Origin of the sequence: Mesorhizobium sp. INR15, from assembly GCF_015500075.1 — a bacterium.
In the GTDB taxonomy this organism is placed as follows: domain Bacteria; phylum Pseudomonadota; class Alphaproteobacteria; order Rhizobiales; family Rhizobiaceae; genus Mesorhizobium.
On sequence record NZ_CP045496.1, the window covers coordinates 6,497,876 to 6,511,817 of the forward strand.

At 61.3% G+C, this 13,942-nt stretch carries 12 protein-coding genes and 1 tRNA gene; 10 read left to right on the forward strand and 3 right to left on the reverse strand.

Annotated elements, in window-relative coordinates; all coding sequences use genetic code 11:
- Positions 1-3: 3 nt before the first annotated feature.
- Positions 4-1,275 carry an ABC transporter substrate-binding protein gene (locus tag GA829_RS31525; protein ID WP_195176432.1) on the reverse strand — a complete coding sequence of 424 codons (1,272 nt, stop codon included), beginning with the start codon at positions 1,273-1,275 and terminating at the stop codon, positions 4-6.
- A 104-nt stretch (positions 1,276-1,379) separates the two neighbouring features.
- Here GA829_RS31525 and GA829_RS31530 point away from each other — a divergent pair, with 104 nt between their 5' ends.
- From GA829_RS31530 to GA829_RS31540, 3 genes are all read left to right on the forward strand, one after another.
- Positions 1,380-2,249, forward strand: coding sequence for a helix-turn-helix domain-containing protein (locus GA829_RS31530; RefSeq protein ID WP_195176433.1), 870 nt, complete (start codon positions 1,380-1,382; stop codon positions 2,247-2,249).
- Between the two features lie 242 nt (positions 2,250-2,491).
- A tRNA-Phe gene (locus GA829_RS31535) sits at positions 2,492-2,567 on the forward strand.
- A 160-nt stretch (positions 2,568-2,727) separates the two neighbouring features.
- Entirely contained in the window at positions 2,728-3,915 is a 1,188-nt protein-coding gene (locus tag GA829_RS31540; RefSeq protein ID WP_195176434.1) for a tyrosine-type recombinase/integrase, read from the forward strand.
- Positions 3,916-4,618: 703 nt separating this feature from the next.
- On the opposite strand, the gene GA829_RS31545 is transcribed toward GA829_RS31540, so the two are convergent.
- Positions 4,619-5,611, reverse strand: coding sequence for a dihydrodipicolinate synthase family protein (locus GA829_RS31545; protein ID WP_195176435.1), 993 nt, complete (start codon positions 5,609-5,611; stop codon positions 4,619-4,621).
- A gap of 176 nt (positions 5,612-5,787) precedes the next feature.
- Between GA829_RS31545 and GA829_RS31550 the strand changes: the two genes are divergently transcribed.
- From GA829_RS31550 to GA829_RS31570, 5 genes are all read left to right on the forward strand, one after another.
- On the forward strand, positions 5,788-6,813 hold the full coding sequence (locus tag GA829_RS31550) for a DctP family TRAP transporter solute-binding subunit (protein ID WP_195176436.1): 1,026 nt from the start codon (positions 5,788-5,790) through the stop codon (positions 6,811-6,813).
- Between the two features lie 9 nt (positions 6,814-6,822).
- Complete coding sequence (locus GA829_RS31555) at positions 6,823-7,302, forward strand: TRAP transporter small permease (protein WP_195176437.1); 480 nt, start codon at positions 6,823-6,825, stop codon at positions 7,300-7,302.
- Positions 7,303-7,311: 9 nt separating this feature from the next.
- Complete coding sequence (locus GA829_RS31560; protein WP_195176438.1) at positions 7,312-8,619, forward strand: TRAP transporter large permease; 1,308 nt, start codon at positions 7,312-7,314, stop codon at positions 8,617-8,619.
- A 19-nt stretch (positions 8,620-8,638) separates the two neighbouring features.
- The gene (aldA, locus tag GA829_RS31565; protein ID WP_210337722.1) at positions 8,639-10,108 is read left to right on the forward strand and encodes an aldehyde dehydrogenase; all 1,470 of its coding nucleotides are present in this window, start codon (positions 8,639-8,641) and stop codon (positions 10,106-10,108) included.
- A 90-nt stretch (positions 10,109-10,198) separates the two neighbouring features.
- Complete coding sequence (locus GA829_RS31570) at positions 10,199-11,242, forward strand: hypothetical protein (RefSeq protein WP_195176439.1); 1,044 nt, start codon at positions 10,199-10,201, stop codon at positions 11,240-11,242.
- Positions 11,243-11,271: 29 nt separating this feature from the next.
- Here GA829_RS31570 and GA829_RS31575 read toward each other — a convergent pair whose 3' ends face one another.
- Positions 11,272-11,973, reverse strand: a complete 702-nt coding sequence (locus GA829_RS31575; RefSeq protein ID WP_195176440.1) for a GntR family transcriptional regulator — start codon at positions 11,971-11,973, stop codon at positions 11,272-11,274.
- A 222-nt stretch (positions 11,974-12,195) separates the two neighbouring features.
- Here GA829_RS31575 and GA829_RS31580 point away from each other — a divergent pair, with 222 nt between their 5' ends.
- The gene (locus GA829_RS31580; RefSeq protein ID WP_195176441.1) at positions 12,196-13,728 is read left to right on the forward strand and encodes a UxaA family hydrolase; all 1,533 of its coding nucleotides are present in this window, start codon (positions 12,196-12,198) and stop codon (positions 13,726-13,728) included.
- Positions 13,729-13,750: 22 nt separating this feature from the next.
- The gene (locus GA829_RS31585) at positions 13,751-13,936 is read left to right on the forward strand and encodes a 4-oxalocrotonate tautomerase (protein ID WP_195176442.1); all 186 of its coding nucleotides are present in this window, start codon (positions 13,751-13,753) and stop codon (positions 13,934-13,936) included.
- Positions 13,937-13,942: the final 6 nt, after the last annotated feature.

Consider the following 13,942-nt stretch of genomic DNA (forward strand, 5'->3'; position numbering starts at 1 on the left):
AGGTTACGATTTGACAGGCAGTCCGGTCGCTGCCGCGATCTGGTTAGCGGCGTCGTCGAGTGCGGCCTTGGCATCGGCATAGCCACCGGCGAGATACTTGGTCTGCACCGCACGGATGATGATTTCGGCGTCGCTCTGGAACTGCGTGCCGCGGCTAGGCGCGACCTTCGGCAAGGTCGCCAGGATATCCTTCCAGACGGCCTGATTGCCCCAGTAAGGCAGTCCTTGCGAGACGTAGGGGTCATCGAGCGCCGAGATCAGCGAGGGGACGAGGCCAAAATCCCTGAGCATCGTGATCTGGCCTTCATTGGTCTCGAGCGTGTACTTCATGTAGGCGTAGGCGGCTTCCTTGTTCTTGCTGGCCGATGTGATGGCAAGCGACGAACCGCCCAGGTTGGCGGCGCGCGGGCCATCGGCGGTGAGGCTGGGCATGAGGTAAATGCCCCATTTTCCGCTCTCGGCCGGCGATTCGGTCCGCAATGTGCCCTCATACCAGCCGCCATAGATCTGGGTGGCGACAGTGCCGGCGGTGTTGTTGGTGATCTTGGTGCCCCAGTCGGCGGAGGCAATGATGCCGGCGTCCTTCATCTCCTTGACCTTGGTCATGGCGTCGACGCATTTGGGCTGATTGACCGTGATCGACTGCCCGTCGGCGGCGAAATAGGCGCAGCCCTGCTCGTTGGAGATCATGCGGAAGAACTCGGAGTCACCGTTGAAATCAGCATTGGTCATGGTGACGCCGGGATTGGCGGCCTGGACCTTCTTGCCCGCCGCGATGAAATCATCCCAGGTCTTGATCGAGGCCGGGTCGACGCCAGCCTTCTCATAGAAATCGCGGCGATAAAACGCGGCCACCGGCCCCGAATCCCAGGGCATGGCATAGGCCTTGTCGCCAACTTCGAGTTCGGTGCGCTTGAAATCGGGGAATTTCGCCTGGTCATCGGCCGTGTAGCCCAGCGTGTGCAGGTCGACGAAACAGTCCGGGAACTGGCTCCAGTAGTTCTCGGCCTCGCCATTCTCGATCGTGACGATATCAGGCAGTCCGACGCCGCCAGCGGCGCAGCCGGCTATCGATTTGTCATAGGTCGGCTGATTGCCGAGATCCTGAACGGTGACCTTGATGTCCGGATGAAGCTTGTTGAAGCCGGCAACCGTCGATTTCAACGACGAAGCGGCAACGTTCCAGCTCCAGATCGTGAGTTCGCCCGATTGCGCGAAAGCCGGGCTTGAGCCCAGGGCAAGCGTCAGCGCGGCGCAGGTCAGTGTGATGCGCATTGAAATCCTCCCATTTCATTTGCTCTCTCTGCGAGCGTGGCTAAACTAGCCGGCGTGGAAGACATGTCCCCGACAGAGGGAATATGAAATGGGCGGAAAGTAAGATGCCAGAACGGCCGTTTTACCAGCCTGGCGCCAGCGGCGTCGAAGGTTTTCCGCTGGTCCTGGAGATATTCCACAATCACCCGCTGGTGATGCTCAAACCGCATTGGCATGCCCAGGTCGAGGTGAATTTCATCGTGCGCGGCGACGTGCACTATTGCATGAACGATTATGAGATTGCGCTTTCCGCGGGCGAAATGTGCCTGTTCTGGGGTGGTCTGCCGCACCGCATGGACCGTTTGTCTGATGACGCCATCTACGCGGGCGCACACCTGCCGCTGGTGCATTTCTTCCGGCTCCATCTGCCAGACGATATCCGGCACCGGCTGATGACAGGGGCGACGCTGGTGACAGGCGCCACCGACCTTTCCGACAACCACAGTTTCGAGCGCTGGAACCGTTACGTCCGCTCGGGCGATCCAGCCAAGGCCGAACATGCCGTCAAGGAATTGTTGCTGCGGCTCGAACGCGTGCGATTCGAACCCTATCGGCTCGTGCCGGAGAGTTCGAAGGGGGCAGGAGCCGGCGGTCCCTTCGATCAGCAGTCGTCGCGCAATGTCGGACGCATGTGCGATTTCATCGCCGAGAATTTCCTCTACGACATCGAGTGCGTGAACATCGCGGCGGCGGCGGACATCCATCCCAAATACGCCATGAACCTGTTCAAGAAGTCGACCGGGATGACACTCAACGAATATGTCAGCCTGCTGCGGTTGAGCTACGCACAGGCGTTGCTGATGCATCAGGACGCCAACGTCCTGCGTGTCGCCATGGATTCGGGCTTCGGCTCGCTCAGCGCCTTCAACAAATCGTTCCGCAAGCTCGCCGGCATGTCGCCTTCCGATTTTCGCAAGACCACCGCCGTCAGATAGTCCACGGCAACAATTGCGAAGCGGCCCGGCAGCCCCCGCGAATTGGCACCATCCGGCGCGATGCCGCGCTAGCCGCCGCAGTGGACGATTTGGCGCGGCAAACCGCGCTTCTTTTCCTGCCTGAAATCAGCACCTAAGCGCTGGACAGGCTAAATTCCCGTGCTATAACCCACGCGCTTTCAAGGGGTGCCGCACGGCGCTTCCACGAAATCCGGCAGGCGAGTTTTTGTCAGCCGGAACAGGCCCAGATAGCTCAGTTGGTAGAGCAGCGGATTGAAAATCCGCGTGTCCGTGGTTCGAATCCGCGTCTGGGCACCACCTTCCTTTCCCATAGCTTCTCACAGCATCCCACCAATCAACATAATCAATGAGTTAGCTTGTCTTAGCTGCTCATGCCGGCCCGCCGCGTACCGTTGCAACGCATCGATTTTTGGGTAACGATCCGGACGTTACCCATTACCCGGGAGGTCCGTTACCCATGTCGCTCTCCGATTTCGCATGCAAGAACAGCAAGCCCAAAGACAAACCGTATCGCCTCACTGACGGCGACGGGCTCTATCTCCTCGTCCAAAGAAGCGGCTCCAAACTTTGGCAATTGCGGTATCGCAGCCTGGAAAAGGAAAACATCCTCTCCTTTGGGAAATACCCATTGGTGTCGCTACTCGACGCGAGAGAGAAGCGCGACCAGGCCAAGAGGCTGCTTATCGCCGGTATTAACCCCTCCACAAAACGCAGGGAGGAGAAGATCACGGCTCTCACAGAAGCGCGCACAACCTTCGGCTTGATCTCCGAGGAATACGTCAAACGGATGGAGGAGCGGCGCGCCGCAGCGGCCACCGTCACCAAAACCAAGTGGCTCCTCGAAGACTTGGCCTGCCCGCTGGCCAAACGTCCAATCAAAGAGATCACCCCAGCGGAGATACTTCAACTTCTCCAGAAGATCGAAAGGAGCGGCCGACGGGAAACGGCGCGGCGTCTGCGCGGCGTGATCGGCAGTGTCTTCCGGTTGGCGATTGTCACCCTGCGGGCCGAGGGCGACCCGACCCTGCCGCTTCGGGGCGCCCTCCAGCCGCCTAAAGCCAATGGTCGTGCCGCTATCACCGATGAAAAGAAATTCGGTCAGCTCCTCGTGGCGATAGATGAGTACGATGGCTGGCCGACCCTGAAAGCTGCTCTCCAGTTCCTCGCCCTTACCTGCGTCCGTCCCGGCGAGGTACGGGGGGCGACCCGCGCCGAATTCGACCAAGAAAAGGCTGTCTGGCGCATACCAGCCGAGCGCATGAAGATGCGTGCCCCGCACGATGTGCCGCTATCCAAGCAGGCGCTCCGGGTCCTGGGAGAAGTCTGGCCGCTTTCAGAGCGGGGCGGCCTAGTCTTTCCTTCGATCCGCTCGACCAAGCGTCCGCTTTCCGAGAACGCCATGAATGCCGCGCTACGGCGCATGGGCTACCGACAAGACGAAGTAACCGCCCATGGCTTTCGGGTGACTGCCAGCACCATCCTCAACGCGCGCAACTACGATCCAGACGTCATTGAGGCGGTACTGGCGCACCAAGACAAGAACGCCATTCGGCGTACCTACAACCGCGCGACCTATTGGGAGCAACGCGTGACGCTGATGCACGAGTGGGGAGATTTGCTAGACGCGCTAAAGGCGCACAGTTAGTCTTGGGCGCATCTCACGGTACTGCTCAGGAACAGCAAGCCGGGCGACATTGGAGCTAAATTAGGCGCCTGGCGTCGCCCGCCCTGTTCCGAGCCAGAAGCCCCTGTCGTTGAGCATGCGCAGGTTGGCCTGCTGCCGGTTTACGGTGCTTGCCACCTGTATAAGCACTAACGCTGTTCATTTCGCTGCAACCTAGCGTTCAGGCTCGGGTTCTCGGACTTCACTTCAAACTCAGGTCACGCGCGGGCAGAGACACAACAGTTTCGCGGACTGCTGGGGTTCCCGGCGATCCAGCTCCGAAACTCATAGCATATTGACCGAGCAGTAGTGTCGTTGCAGTTGTCGGTTAAAGACGCCCGCCGCCTCGGACCGAGCTACCGAGGCAGCCTTGCACCATTTCCGGACAGTAGGTTCTCACGGAGCGATAGATGCTCTCGAAAATGCCAGCGTCGGATCACGCTCAGTGCCAAGTCGATCACTCCGTGGCCCCCGCTGAAAAAGCAGGGCAAGATTCAAACATGGGTCAAGTCTCGATGGCAATATCCTGGGTTGCCGGGTCAGTTCTCAGTGGCAATCAACAGCCTCGCCTCGGCCAGCGGAAAAGGCGCGCTCTGCCGAGCCGCGCAATGCATGGGAGGCCCCAAATTCGGATGATCCACGGCCGACGGGAACTGCGTCTGTCGACTTTGGGCAACAGCGCCAGCTAGGCGCGCCGCATCTTGACCACATGCGATCCGATCTCCAGTTCGCTCGACTGAAAACTGCGCCAAGCTGGCGTCAGGTTTTGCTCCCAACGGAAGAAGTCCCGCAGCAACCAGTCTCTTTCGGGCATGGCTATTTCCGACATGGGCGGTAGAACCCGGTTCCAACCCGGCTCGCCACTGGCAGATGCAAGCACCGCCTTCACCGAGGCCGGGAACGGTTTCCTCGAAAGGATGGAGTCGCCGCCCTGCAAGGGCGGCACGAGCTTGCGGCGATCGAAGGCGGTCGGGGCGTCGAACATCGCCCGCATCAGACGCGGCATGGCGTTGCCGAGACCGCATATGGTGCCGCGCGCGCCCGCCGCGAGCGCTTGCGGGAGATGGGTCTCTGAGCCCGTATAGATAGACAAGTGCGAGAAGCGGCGGATCAATGCCTCGGTGAAATCCAGGTCCCCGCCGCTGTCCTTCACGCCACTGATGATCCCCGGATAGGCCTCGTCCAGCCGCCGAATGACGCGCGGCGTCAGCGGGACGCCGCAAATATCCGGAAAATGATAGAGGCACAATTTCAGATCGGCACGCGAGATGCGGTCGATGACAGTCGCGTAGAAGCGGAAGGTGCCGTCCTCCGTGATGCCGCCGCGATAGACGCAAGGCGGCATCAGCAGCAGGCTGTCAACGCCACGGTCGAGCGCATGATGAGCCAGCCGTGCAATATCCGGGATCGACAGTGCGCCGACCGAGACGATGAGCCGACCTGGCGCGATACCGGCGGCAATGACGCCATCCAGGGCTTCTGTCCTGTCCTCCACCGAGAACTCGGTGCCCTCGCCCGTCGTGCCAAAGAGCGCGATGCCGTCGCAACCGGCACCGAACAGCATCTCGATGTGACGGACGAGCAGTTTGATGTCGGGGTGCAGGTCGGCCGTCAGCGGTGTCGCCGCCGCGACCATGAAGCAATCGATCCTCGGCAGGGCTGGCGTCTGGGTCTTCATAGGTGGGCTCGCTGGTCTGTTTGAGAGCAGTTTGTGCCCTCCGGCTCGCAACAAATGATGATTGATTGCCTATTGTCAACATTCAGCTTGACGATTTGTAGCTGTGGTGAAACCATCCGTTCGTCAGGTCGCGCGCCATCGAAGGCGCCCCAACAGCGACGCAGGAGGGGAAGAGCATGAGCAAACAGGGGTCTTCATTTCTTAATCGTGCCGTTGGCCGCCGCACGGTGGTTGCCGGCGCCTTGGGCGTCCTGGCGGCGCCCTTCGTCTCGCGGTTCGCTTTCGCGGCAGGCAAGGTCATCCGTGCCTCGACGCCCGGTCCGGACACAGAATGGCAATCCAAGGCGTTGCAAGCGTTCAAGGCGGAACTCGACAAGTCGATGCCGGGTGCTTTCGACGTCCAGTTGCACTACAACGGCACGCTGTTCGCGCAGGGCACGGAGATCGAGGCGATGCAGCGCGGCAATCTCGAAATCGCCCTCACCTCGCCTTCGGATATTTCGGAACTGATCCCGGAATTCTCGATCTTCACCACCGGCTATCTGTTCCGCGATGCCAAACACCTGGATGCGGTGTACAGCGGCGACGTCGGCAAGGAATTCAAGGACAAGGTGGCGAGCGATCTGAAATTGCAGATCCTCAGGAGCCAGTATCTCGGCACGCGGCATGTCATCTTGCGGACACCCCGCACCGTCAACGTGCCGGCGGATCTCAAGGGCGTGAAGCTGCGCATGCCGGGTTCGGCAGCCTGGCAATTCCTCGGCAACGCGCTTGGCGCCAGCGCCACGCCGCTGGCCTTCGAGGAAGTCTATCTTGCCATGCAGACCGGCACGATCGACGGCCTCGAAAACCCGTTGCCGGACGCCATCGCGTCAAAGTTCTACGAAGTGTCGAAACAGGTCGTGCTGACCGGCCACCAGGTTGCGAATGTCTTCTTCACAATGCCGACAGCGTTCTGGGACGGGCTCAGCGATGACGAGAAGAAGGCGATCCTCGCGGCCGAGGAAGTGGCCAAGAAAGTCAACGACGACGGCGTGATCGCCACCGAAAACGATGGCAAGGCGTTCCTCGAGGCACACGGCAACACCGTGACGACCCCCGACGTGGCGGCTTTCCAAAAACATGTGCTCGATGCTTTCGTCAATTCAGACTTTTCGAAGAACTGGCCCAAGGGCATGCTTGATCGTATCGGCGCTGCCTAAGCTCGGTTGATGCAGTCCTTGGCCATCGTCTGGAAGCGACTGGCGGAGTCGGTGAGCGTCGTGGCTTTTGCCGTGATGTTCGCCGGCTTCGTCATCGGCATCGTCGCCCGCTACGTCTTCAACGCGCCGATATCGTGGACGAACGAGCTTTGCGTGGTCGCTTATGTGTGGATCGTGTTCTGGACGAGCGACATACTGATCAAAGAGCGGCAGCACATCGTCTTCGACGTTATCTACGGCCTGTTTCCACCCCGGTCCCGACGGCTCCTGGCTGTCTTCGTGACGCTTTCCCTGGCGGTGGTGTTCCTTGCCGCCCTACCTGGCACTTTCGACTACATCCTGTTCCTTCGCAATCGTCACTCGACCTTGCTGCATCTGCCCATGCAGTTCGTGTTCGGAAGTTTCCTGATCTTCCTCGTCGCCGTAGTCGTCAGCGCACTTCGACGCCTCTGGCAATTGTTACGACCCGGTTGGGAACAGCATATCTAGGAATTTTTCATGTCCTTCGCCGTCGAGGTGATGTTCGTTCTGTTCTTCGTCTGGATGTTCGCCGGCATGCCGCTCGGCCACGCCATGCTTGCCTCCGGCATCGTGTACTTCGTCATCACCGGCCGCGACATGGGCCTGGTCGCCAGCCAGAGCCTCAATGGGATCTACGGCAACTTCGTCATGCTTGCGGTGCCATTGTTTATCTTTGCCGCCGAGTTGATGAATGCCGGCAAGATGACCGACAAGATGTTCGGCTTCGCCAACCTCCTCGTCGGCCGATTTCGGGGTGGGCTCGCCCATGTCAACATCGTCGCCAGCGTGATCTTTGCCGGCATGAGCGGCAGCGCGCTGGCGGACGCGGCTGGACCCGGCAAGATCTCCATCGACATGATGATCAAGGCCGGCTACCGCCCCGGTTTTGCGGCGGCTCTGACGTCGGCATCCTCGATCCTGGGACCGATCATTCCACCCTCCATCCCGATGGTGCTCTACGGCGTCGTTTCCAACACGTCGATCGGCTATCTTTTCATGGGGGGTGTCGGCCCCGGCATCTTCCTGGCGCTGGTCATGATGGCCATGGTGGCGGTACAGGCGCGGCTGCAGAATTTTCCGACGCAGCCGAAGCCAACCCGGCAAGAAGCGATTGCCGTGACACGCGACGCGGCACCGACCCTGGTCTTGCCCGTCATCCTGCTCGGCGGCATCTACTCGGGCGCGGTCACTCCGACCGAAGCGGCGGCGGTGGCGGCTTTCTGTGCCTTGCTGCTGGCGCTGTTCTGGTACCGCACCCTGTCGCCAAAGGTCCTCTTCAACGTGTTGATGGAATCGTCGCGCTCGACCGCCATCGTGGCGATCACCATCGCCGGTGCCGTGCTGATGAACTACGTCGTCGCGGCGGAGCAGATACCGGATCAGCTCGGGAGCTGGATTGCCTCGCTGGATCTCAGCCCGCTGATGTTCATGCTGCTGGTGACGGTTCTGTTCCTGATCCTCGGCGCACTGCTCGACACCTTGCTGATGCTGCTGATCGTCATCCCGATCCTGATGCCGACGGTGCGGGAACTTGGCATCGATCCCGTCTATTTCGGCGTCGTCTCCACGGTGAATATGATGATCGGGCTGATTACCCCGCCGATGGGACAGCTGGTCTTCCTCATATCGGGCATTACCGGCATCAAGGTCGCGACCATTCTTGGCGAGGTCTGGTTGCTGCTTTTCATCCTGATCCTGGCGCTCCTCGTCCTCGTCTTCGTGCCCCAGATTACGCTCTGGCTGCCGGAAATGGCGGGCTATGTGCCGGTAGGAACATTCCATTGAAATACCTTGAGGACGTGACATGCCCGCAATGAAGGAACTGGTCAAAGGCACCGATCGCTACCGCCACTACATCAATGGCGAGTGGGTCGATTCCACCATCAAGGAATGGATCGAGGTCGAAAACCCGGCGACACAGGCGGTGATCGCCTCGGTGCCCAAAGGCGGCGAGGACGATGCCGACCGGGCGCTGGTCGCGGCTCGCGCCGCCCAGCCGGGTTGGGAAGCCCTGCCGCCGGCGGCACGCGGACAATTGCTGAAGGATCTGGCACGCCTGATCCTGGAAAACCGGGAACGGCTGGCGCGCATCGTCGTTGCCGAACAAGGCAAGCCGATCCACGAGGCGCGCGGCGAAATCGAGGGGGCGGCGCTCTATCTCACCTACGCCGCCGAGGAAGCGCGCCGCATCACCGGTGACATCATTCCGTCCGATGTGCCGGACGAGCAGATCTGGATTCAGCGGGTCGCCCATGGCGTCGTCATCGCCTTAACCGCCTGGAACTATCCGGCGGCGCTGATGTGCCGCAAGATGGGTCCGGCGCTGCTCGCAGGAAACACCATCGTCATCAAGTCGCATGAGGGCACGCCGATCTCGGCGTTGGAGATCGCGCAGCTCTCCTCGCAACTCGACTTCCCGCCTGGCGTCATCAATGTCGTCAGCGGCACCGGCGAAGGCATCGGTGCGGCGCTAGTGCGCCATCCCATCCCGCGTCTCATCACGCTCACCGGCAGCGTGCGCGCCGGCAAGGAGATCTTCCGTGCCGCCGCCGAGGACCTCAAACTGCTGCGGCTGGAGCTCGGCGGCAAGGCGCCCTTCGTCGTCGCCGAGGATGCCGACATCGGTGCCGCCGTTCGCGCGGCCGTGCTGTCGCGCTTCGAGAATTGCGGCCAGATCTGCATCTGCAACGAGCGCATGTATGTGCATAGGCGCGTCGCCGACGAATTCCTCGAAAAATTCACCCGCGCGGTAAAGGCACTAAAGGTCGGCGACCCCACCACACTGGTCGATGTCGGGCCGAAATTCAGCGGCATGGAACTCGACAAGGTCGAGCGCATGGTCGAGACGGCACGCTCCGCCGGTGCCGAAGTGCTGACCGGCGGGCGCCGGCTGACGGAGGGCGAGTTCGCGCGCGGACACTGGTACGAGCCGACGGTGATGACCGTCACCGACAACCAGATGCGCATCATGCAGGACGAGGTGTTCGGCCCGGTCGTGCCTGTGATGACAGTGGGTGATTTCGATGAAGGGCTGCGGCTTGCCAATGAATCGAACTACGGTCTGTCGGCCTACGTCTTCACCAAGGATATGCGGCGGGTGATGCGGCTGGTGCGAGAGCTGAAGTTCGGCGAGATCTATGTCAACCGGCCCGGCGGCGACGCCGTGCATGCCCACCACGCCGGCATCCGCGACAGCGGCATCGGAGGCGAGGACGGCAAGTACGGGCTGGACGCCTATTTCCAGAAGAAGACTATCTACGTCAATTACGCCTGAGCCGTTTCGTCGGGGCGCGATCCAATAGGCAAGGCATTGCGCCTTCGCCGCCGGGACCGTAAGGCTGGCCGCAACGGCACGGGCGGTGCGATGAGTTTTGCCGATCAACTACAGCGCTTCGGGCTGCTTCTGCCGCAAGGCCGCGCGACAGTGGTGCTGGCCGGCACGCCAGACGAGATCGGCCGGGTCTATGAGACGGTCGATGCAGCGCTCCGGCAGCGACCCGGCTATCGGCTTGTGCTGGCAGCGGCGGCCGAAGACCTCTCGGAACTGCGGCGGCGATATCCTCATGAACTCGTGCTGCCGTTGCCCTATTCAGCGGGCGCCAAGCTTTGGCGGCGTCGCCTGGAAGCGATCCTGATCATCGGTCCGGCGAGACTGAACGCGGAATTTGGGAAGGCCGGCGTCCTCGACAACAACGAGCCCATGACAGCCGGGACGCTCGCGACAATGCTGCCGACCCGCGACCTGCCGGCCCGTCCGGTTTCCACCTCCACATTCCTGATCGACCTGCTGGGTGGACGTCGTATCGCTTCGCTGGCCGACCTCAAGACGCGGCTCGGCAATCCACGAACGATTGTCTGTCTTGGCAACGGTCCATCATCCGAGGATCCGAGACTTTCGGACCATCGCGATGCCGCGCTGTTTCGCGTCAACTGGAACTGGCGCGGGCGCGGCTGGATGACGGAGCCCGCTGTCGTCTTCACCGCCGATCCCGACCTTCCCGGTTCTGGTCGGCGGCCGATCATCACCTTTCCGACCGCTGCGATAGGCCGGCCGATCCTGATGCGCCATACGAGGGCGATGCGTCCTCCTTCGGCTGGCTATATTTTTCTTGATGCCTTCGATCCGACGCTCGCGGATCTTTCCGGACCAATGATCCCGACCAACGGTGCGCTGATGATTGCCGTTGCCGCGGCAGTTGGAGCCGAACGGATCGTGATAGCCGGGATGGACCTCTACCAGCACCCGGACGGACGCTATCCCGGCGATGCCACCGCGTTTGACGGCTACTCGCGCGAACACAGCGCCGAGATCGACCTGGCGTTGATCCGCACCGCTTTGGGCGGTTTCAAGGGCGAAAAGATTATCCTCAGCGACAATCTGCGCGCCGCGCTCCAAACGCCTGGATAGCCGGCCTTGTCATACGGCAGGTGGCGCCCTCAGGACGCCTTTTCGCGGGTGGGCTTGGCGCTGCCGCCTTGCTTTAACAGTTTCGCCAGCAGCTTGACCTCGGCATCGTTATGATTGCGCGCCAGCTTCTCGGCCCGGTCGGCATCGCCGGCGATCACCGCCTCGATCAACGCCTTGTGCTCGGCAATCAGCTCTTCATAGTCGTTGGGCAGAAAGCCCGATTGCACCATGTGGAAGCGGACCTGCTGGACGATGAAGCGGTGTTGTTCGGCTAGGCGCTCATGCCTGGCTAGCTCTATAATCGCCGCATGCAGGTCGAAATCGATCCCTGTGGCATCCTGGAAGCGGCCCTCGCGAATGGCGTGCAGCAGGTCGTCGGCAATGGCACGCAGGCGCATTCCATCTATCTCGCTAACGTTGGCCGCGGCAAGGCGCGCGCCCAACCCTTCCAGCGCGCCGCGCAGCGTGTAGATTTCCCAGGCATCGACGGTAGAGGTGCCCGAAACTTCCCAGCGGGTGAACGCCACCTGCTGGACAAGACCTTCATTGGCCAGTTGCGCCAGTGCCGAACGCACCGTGCCGCGGCTGACTTCAAGTTCCTCGGATAGTTGGGTCTCAAGCAGCCGTTCGCCGGCCGGCAGCACGCCTTCGAGTATATGCGAGCGTATCTGGTCGGCGGCCCTGCGGTCGAGCAGACGCTTTTCAGACTTGAGACTTGTAAGCTTCGTCATCAATCGACTCATGGCCAACGGTGCCATCTACATATTCCGGCGCCTTGGCCCACGCAACCGGCATTGCTGACAATTAACGATGGCTCATCGCCTGTGCTGAGATCCTGTTTGGCACCAAAGCAGCGGAGATGAGAGAGCCTTAGAGGTGGCACACAGATTTATGTTTGCTGATTGCTGACAATCGAGCAAAACTATGGTTGATTGCTTTCCTAGGAGTGGGCAATGGCCGAAGTGAAAAGTGTGGTTCTGCAGCTAAAGCCCGTCGATGAGGTGGCCGTGGCGCTTCGCGACATCCATGCCGGCGAGACCCTGGTGCCGTTTGGCCTGCTTGCAACCACCGCTATCCCCTTCGGCCATAAGGTAGCGCTGCGACCGCTGGAACAGGGAGAGGTGATCCACCGCCTCGGCCAGCCGATCGGTCTGGCGACGGCCGCTATCCCCGCTGGGGCGCATGTCCACCTTCACAATATGGGTTTCGAGGCATCGATGGCAGGGCGTGCGATCGGCACACGGCTATCGAATGCGCCAGTCCGGTCGCCGTCGGATATCCCGACCTTCGATGGCTATGTTCGCGCGGATGGCAAGGTTGGGACACGCAACTATGTCGGCGTCCTGACCTCTGTGAATTGCTCGGCGCTGGTCGCGCGCATGATCGCCGATCATTTCCGTGATCCGAGCCGGTTGCTGCCCTATCCCGGTGTCGACGGGGTCGTGGCGTTGACCCACAAGTCAGGTTGCAGCGTCGCCGATGGTTCGATGTCGATGAAAATGCTGCGGCGGACGCTCGCGGGTTACGCACAGCATCCGAACTTTTCCGGCGTGCTGCTTGTCGGGCTTGGCTGCGAGGACAATCAGATCGACCAATTGATCGACGAAGAGCAGCTCGAACTCGGCGACGACCTGGCCAAGCTGGTGATGCAGGAAACCGGCGGAACCCGTTCGAGCATTTCACGTGGCATCGAGATGGTCGAAGCCATGCTGGAAAAGGCGGCGAAGAAGCAACGCCAGAAGGTCCCGGCGAGCGAGATCGTGGTCGGGTTGCAATGTGGCGGCTCGGACAGCTTCTCGGGAATTTCCGCCAATCCCGCACTTGGTGCCGCGGTGGACCGTCTCGTCGCCTGCGGCGGTACGGCGATCCTGGCGGAGACACCGGAGATTTACGGTGCCGAGAACCTCTTGCTGGAACGCGCCGTGAGCAAGGAAGTCGGCGAGCGGCTGATCGGGCTGCTCGAATGGTGGGACGACTACACCAGCCGCGAACCGCAAGGTTTCGACAACAACCCTTCGCCAGGCAACAAGGCAGGCGGATTGACCACCATCCTCGAGAAATCGCTGGGCGCGGTGGCCAAGGGCGGCACCACCAACCTCGTCGAGGTCTACGGCTATGGCCGGCCGATCGACAAGCGCGGCCTGGTGTTCATGGACTCGCCCGGTTTCGATCCGATGTCGGCGACCGGCCAGGTCGCGTGCGGCGCCAATTTGATCGCATTCACCACCGGGCGCGGCTCCTGCTTCGGCTGCCGGCCGGCACCCTCGATCAAGCTCGCGACCAATTCCGAAATGTATGCCCGCATGGAAGAGGACATGGACATTAATTGCGGATCGATCCTCGATGGCGACAGCTCGATCGACGAGATGGGCGAAGCGATTTTTCGCGAGATGATCGCCACCGCTTCGGGCAAAGCCACCAAGAGCGAACTGCTCGGCTATGGCGACGACGAGTTCGCGCCATGGCATGTCAACGCCTGGCTATAGGCCAGGACTTCGGAGGGACACCATGCCGACAATCAGCGTCAGGCTGCTCAAGGGACGCAGCATCGATCAGAAACGCGAATTCGTCGAGGTCGTGACGCGCGAGGCGGCGCGCATCCTCAAATGCGGACCTGACGTGATCGACATCATTTTCGAGGATGTCGAGAAGCACGATTGGGCAGTGGCCGGCAAGCTCTCGTCCGACAAATAGCGTGCC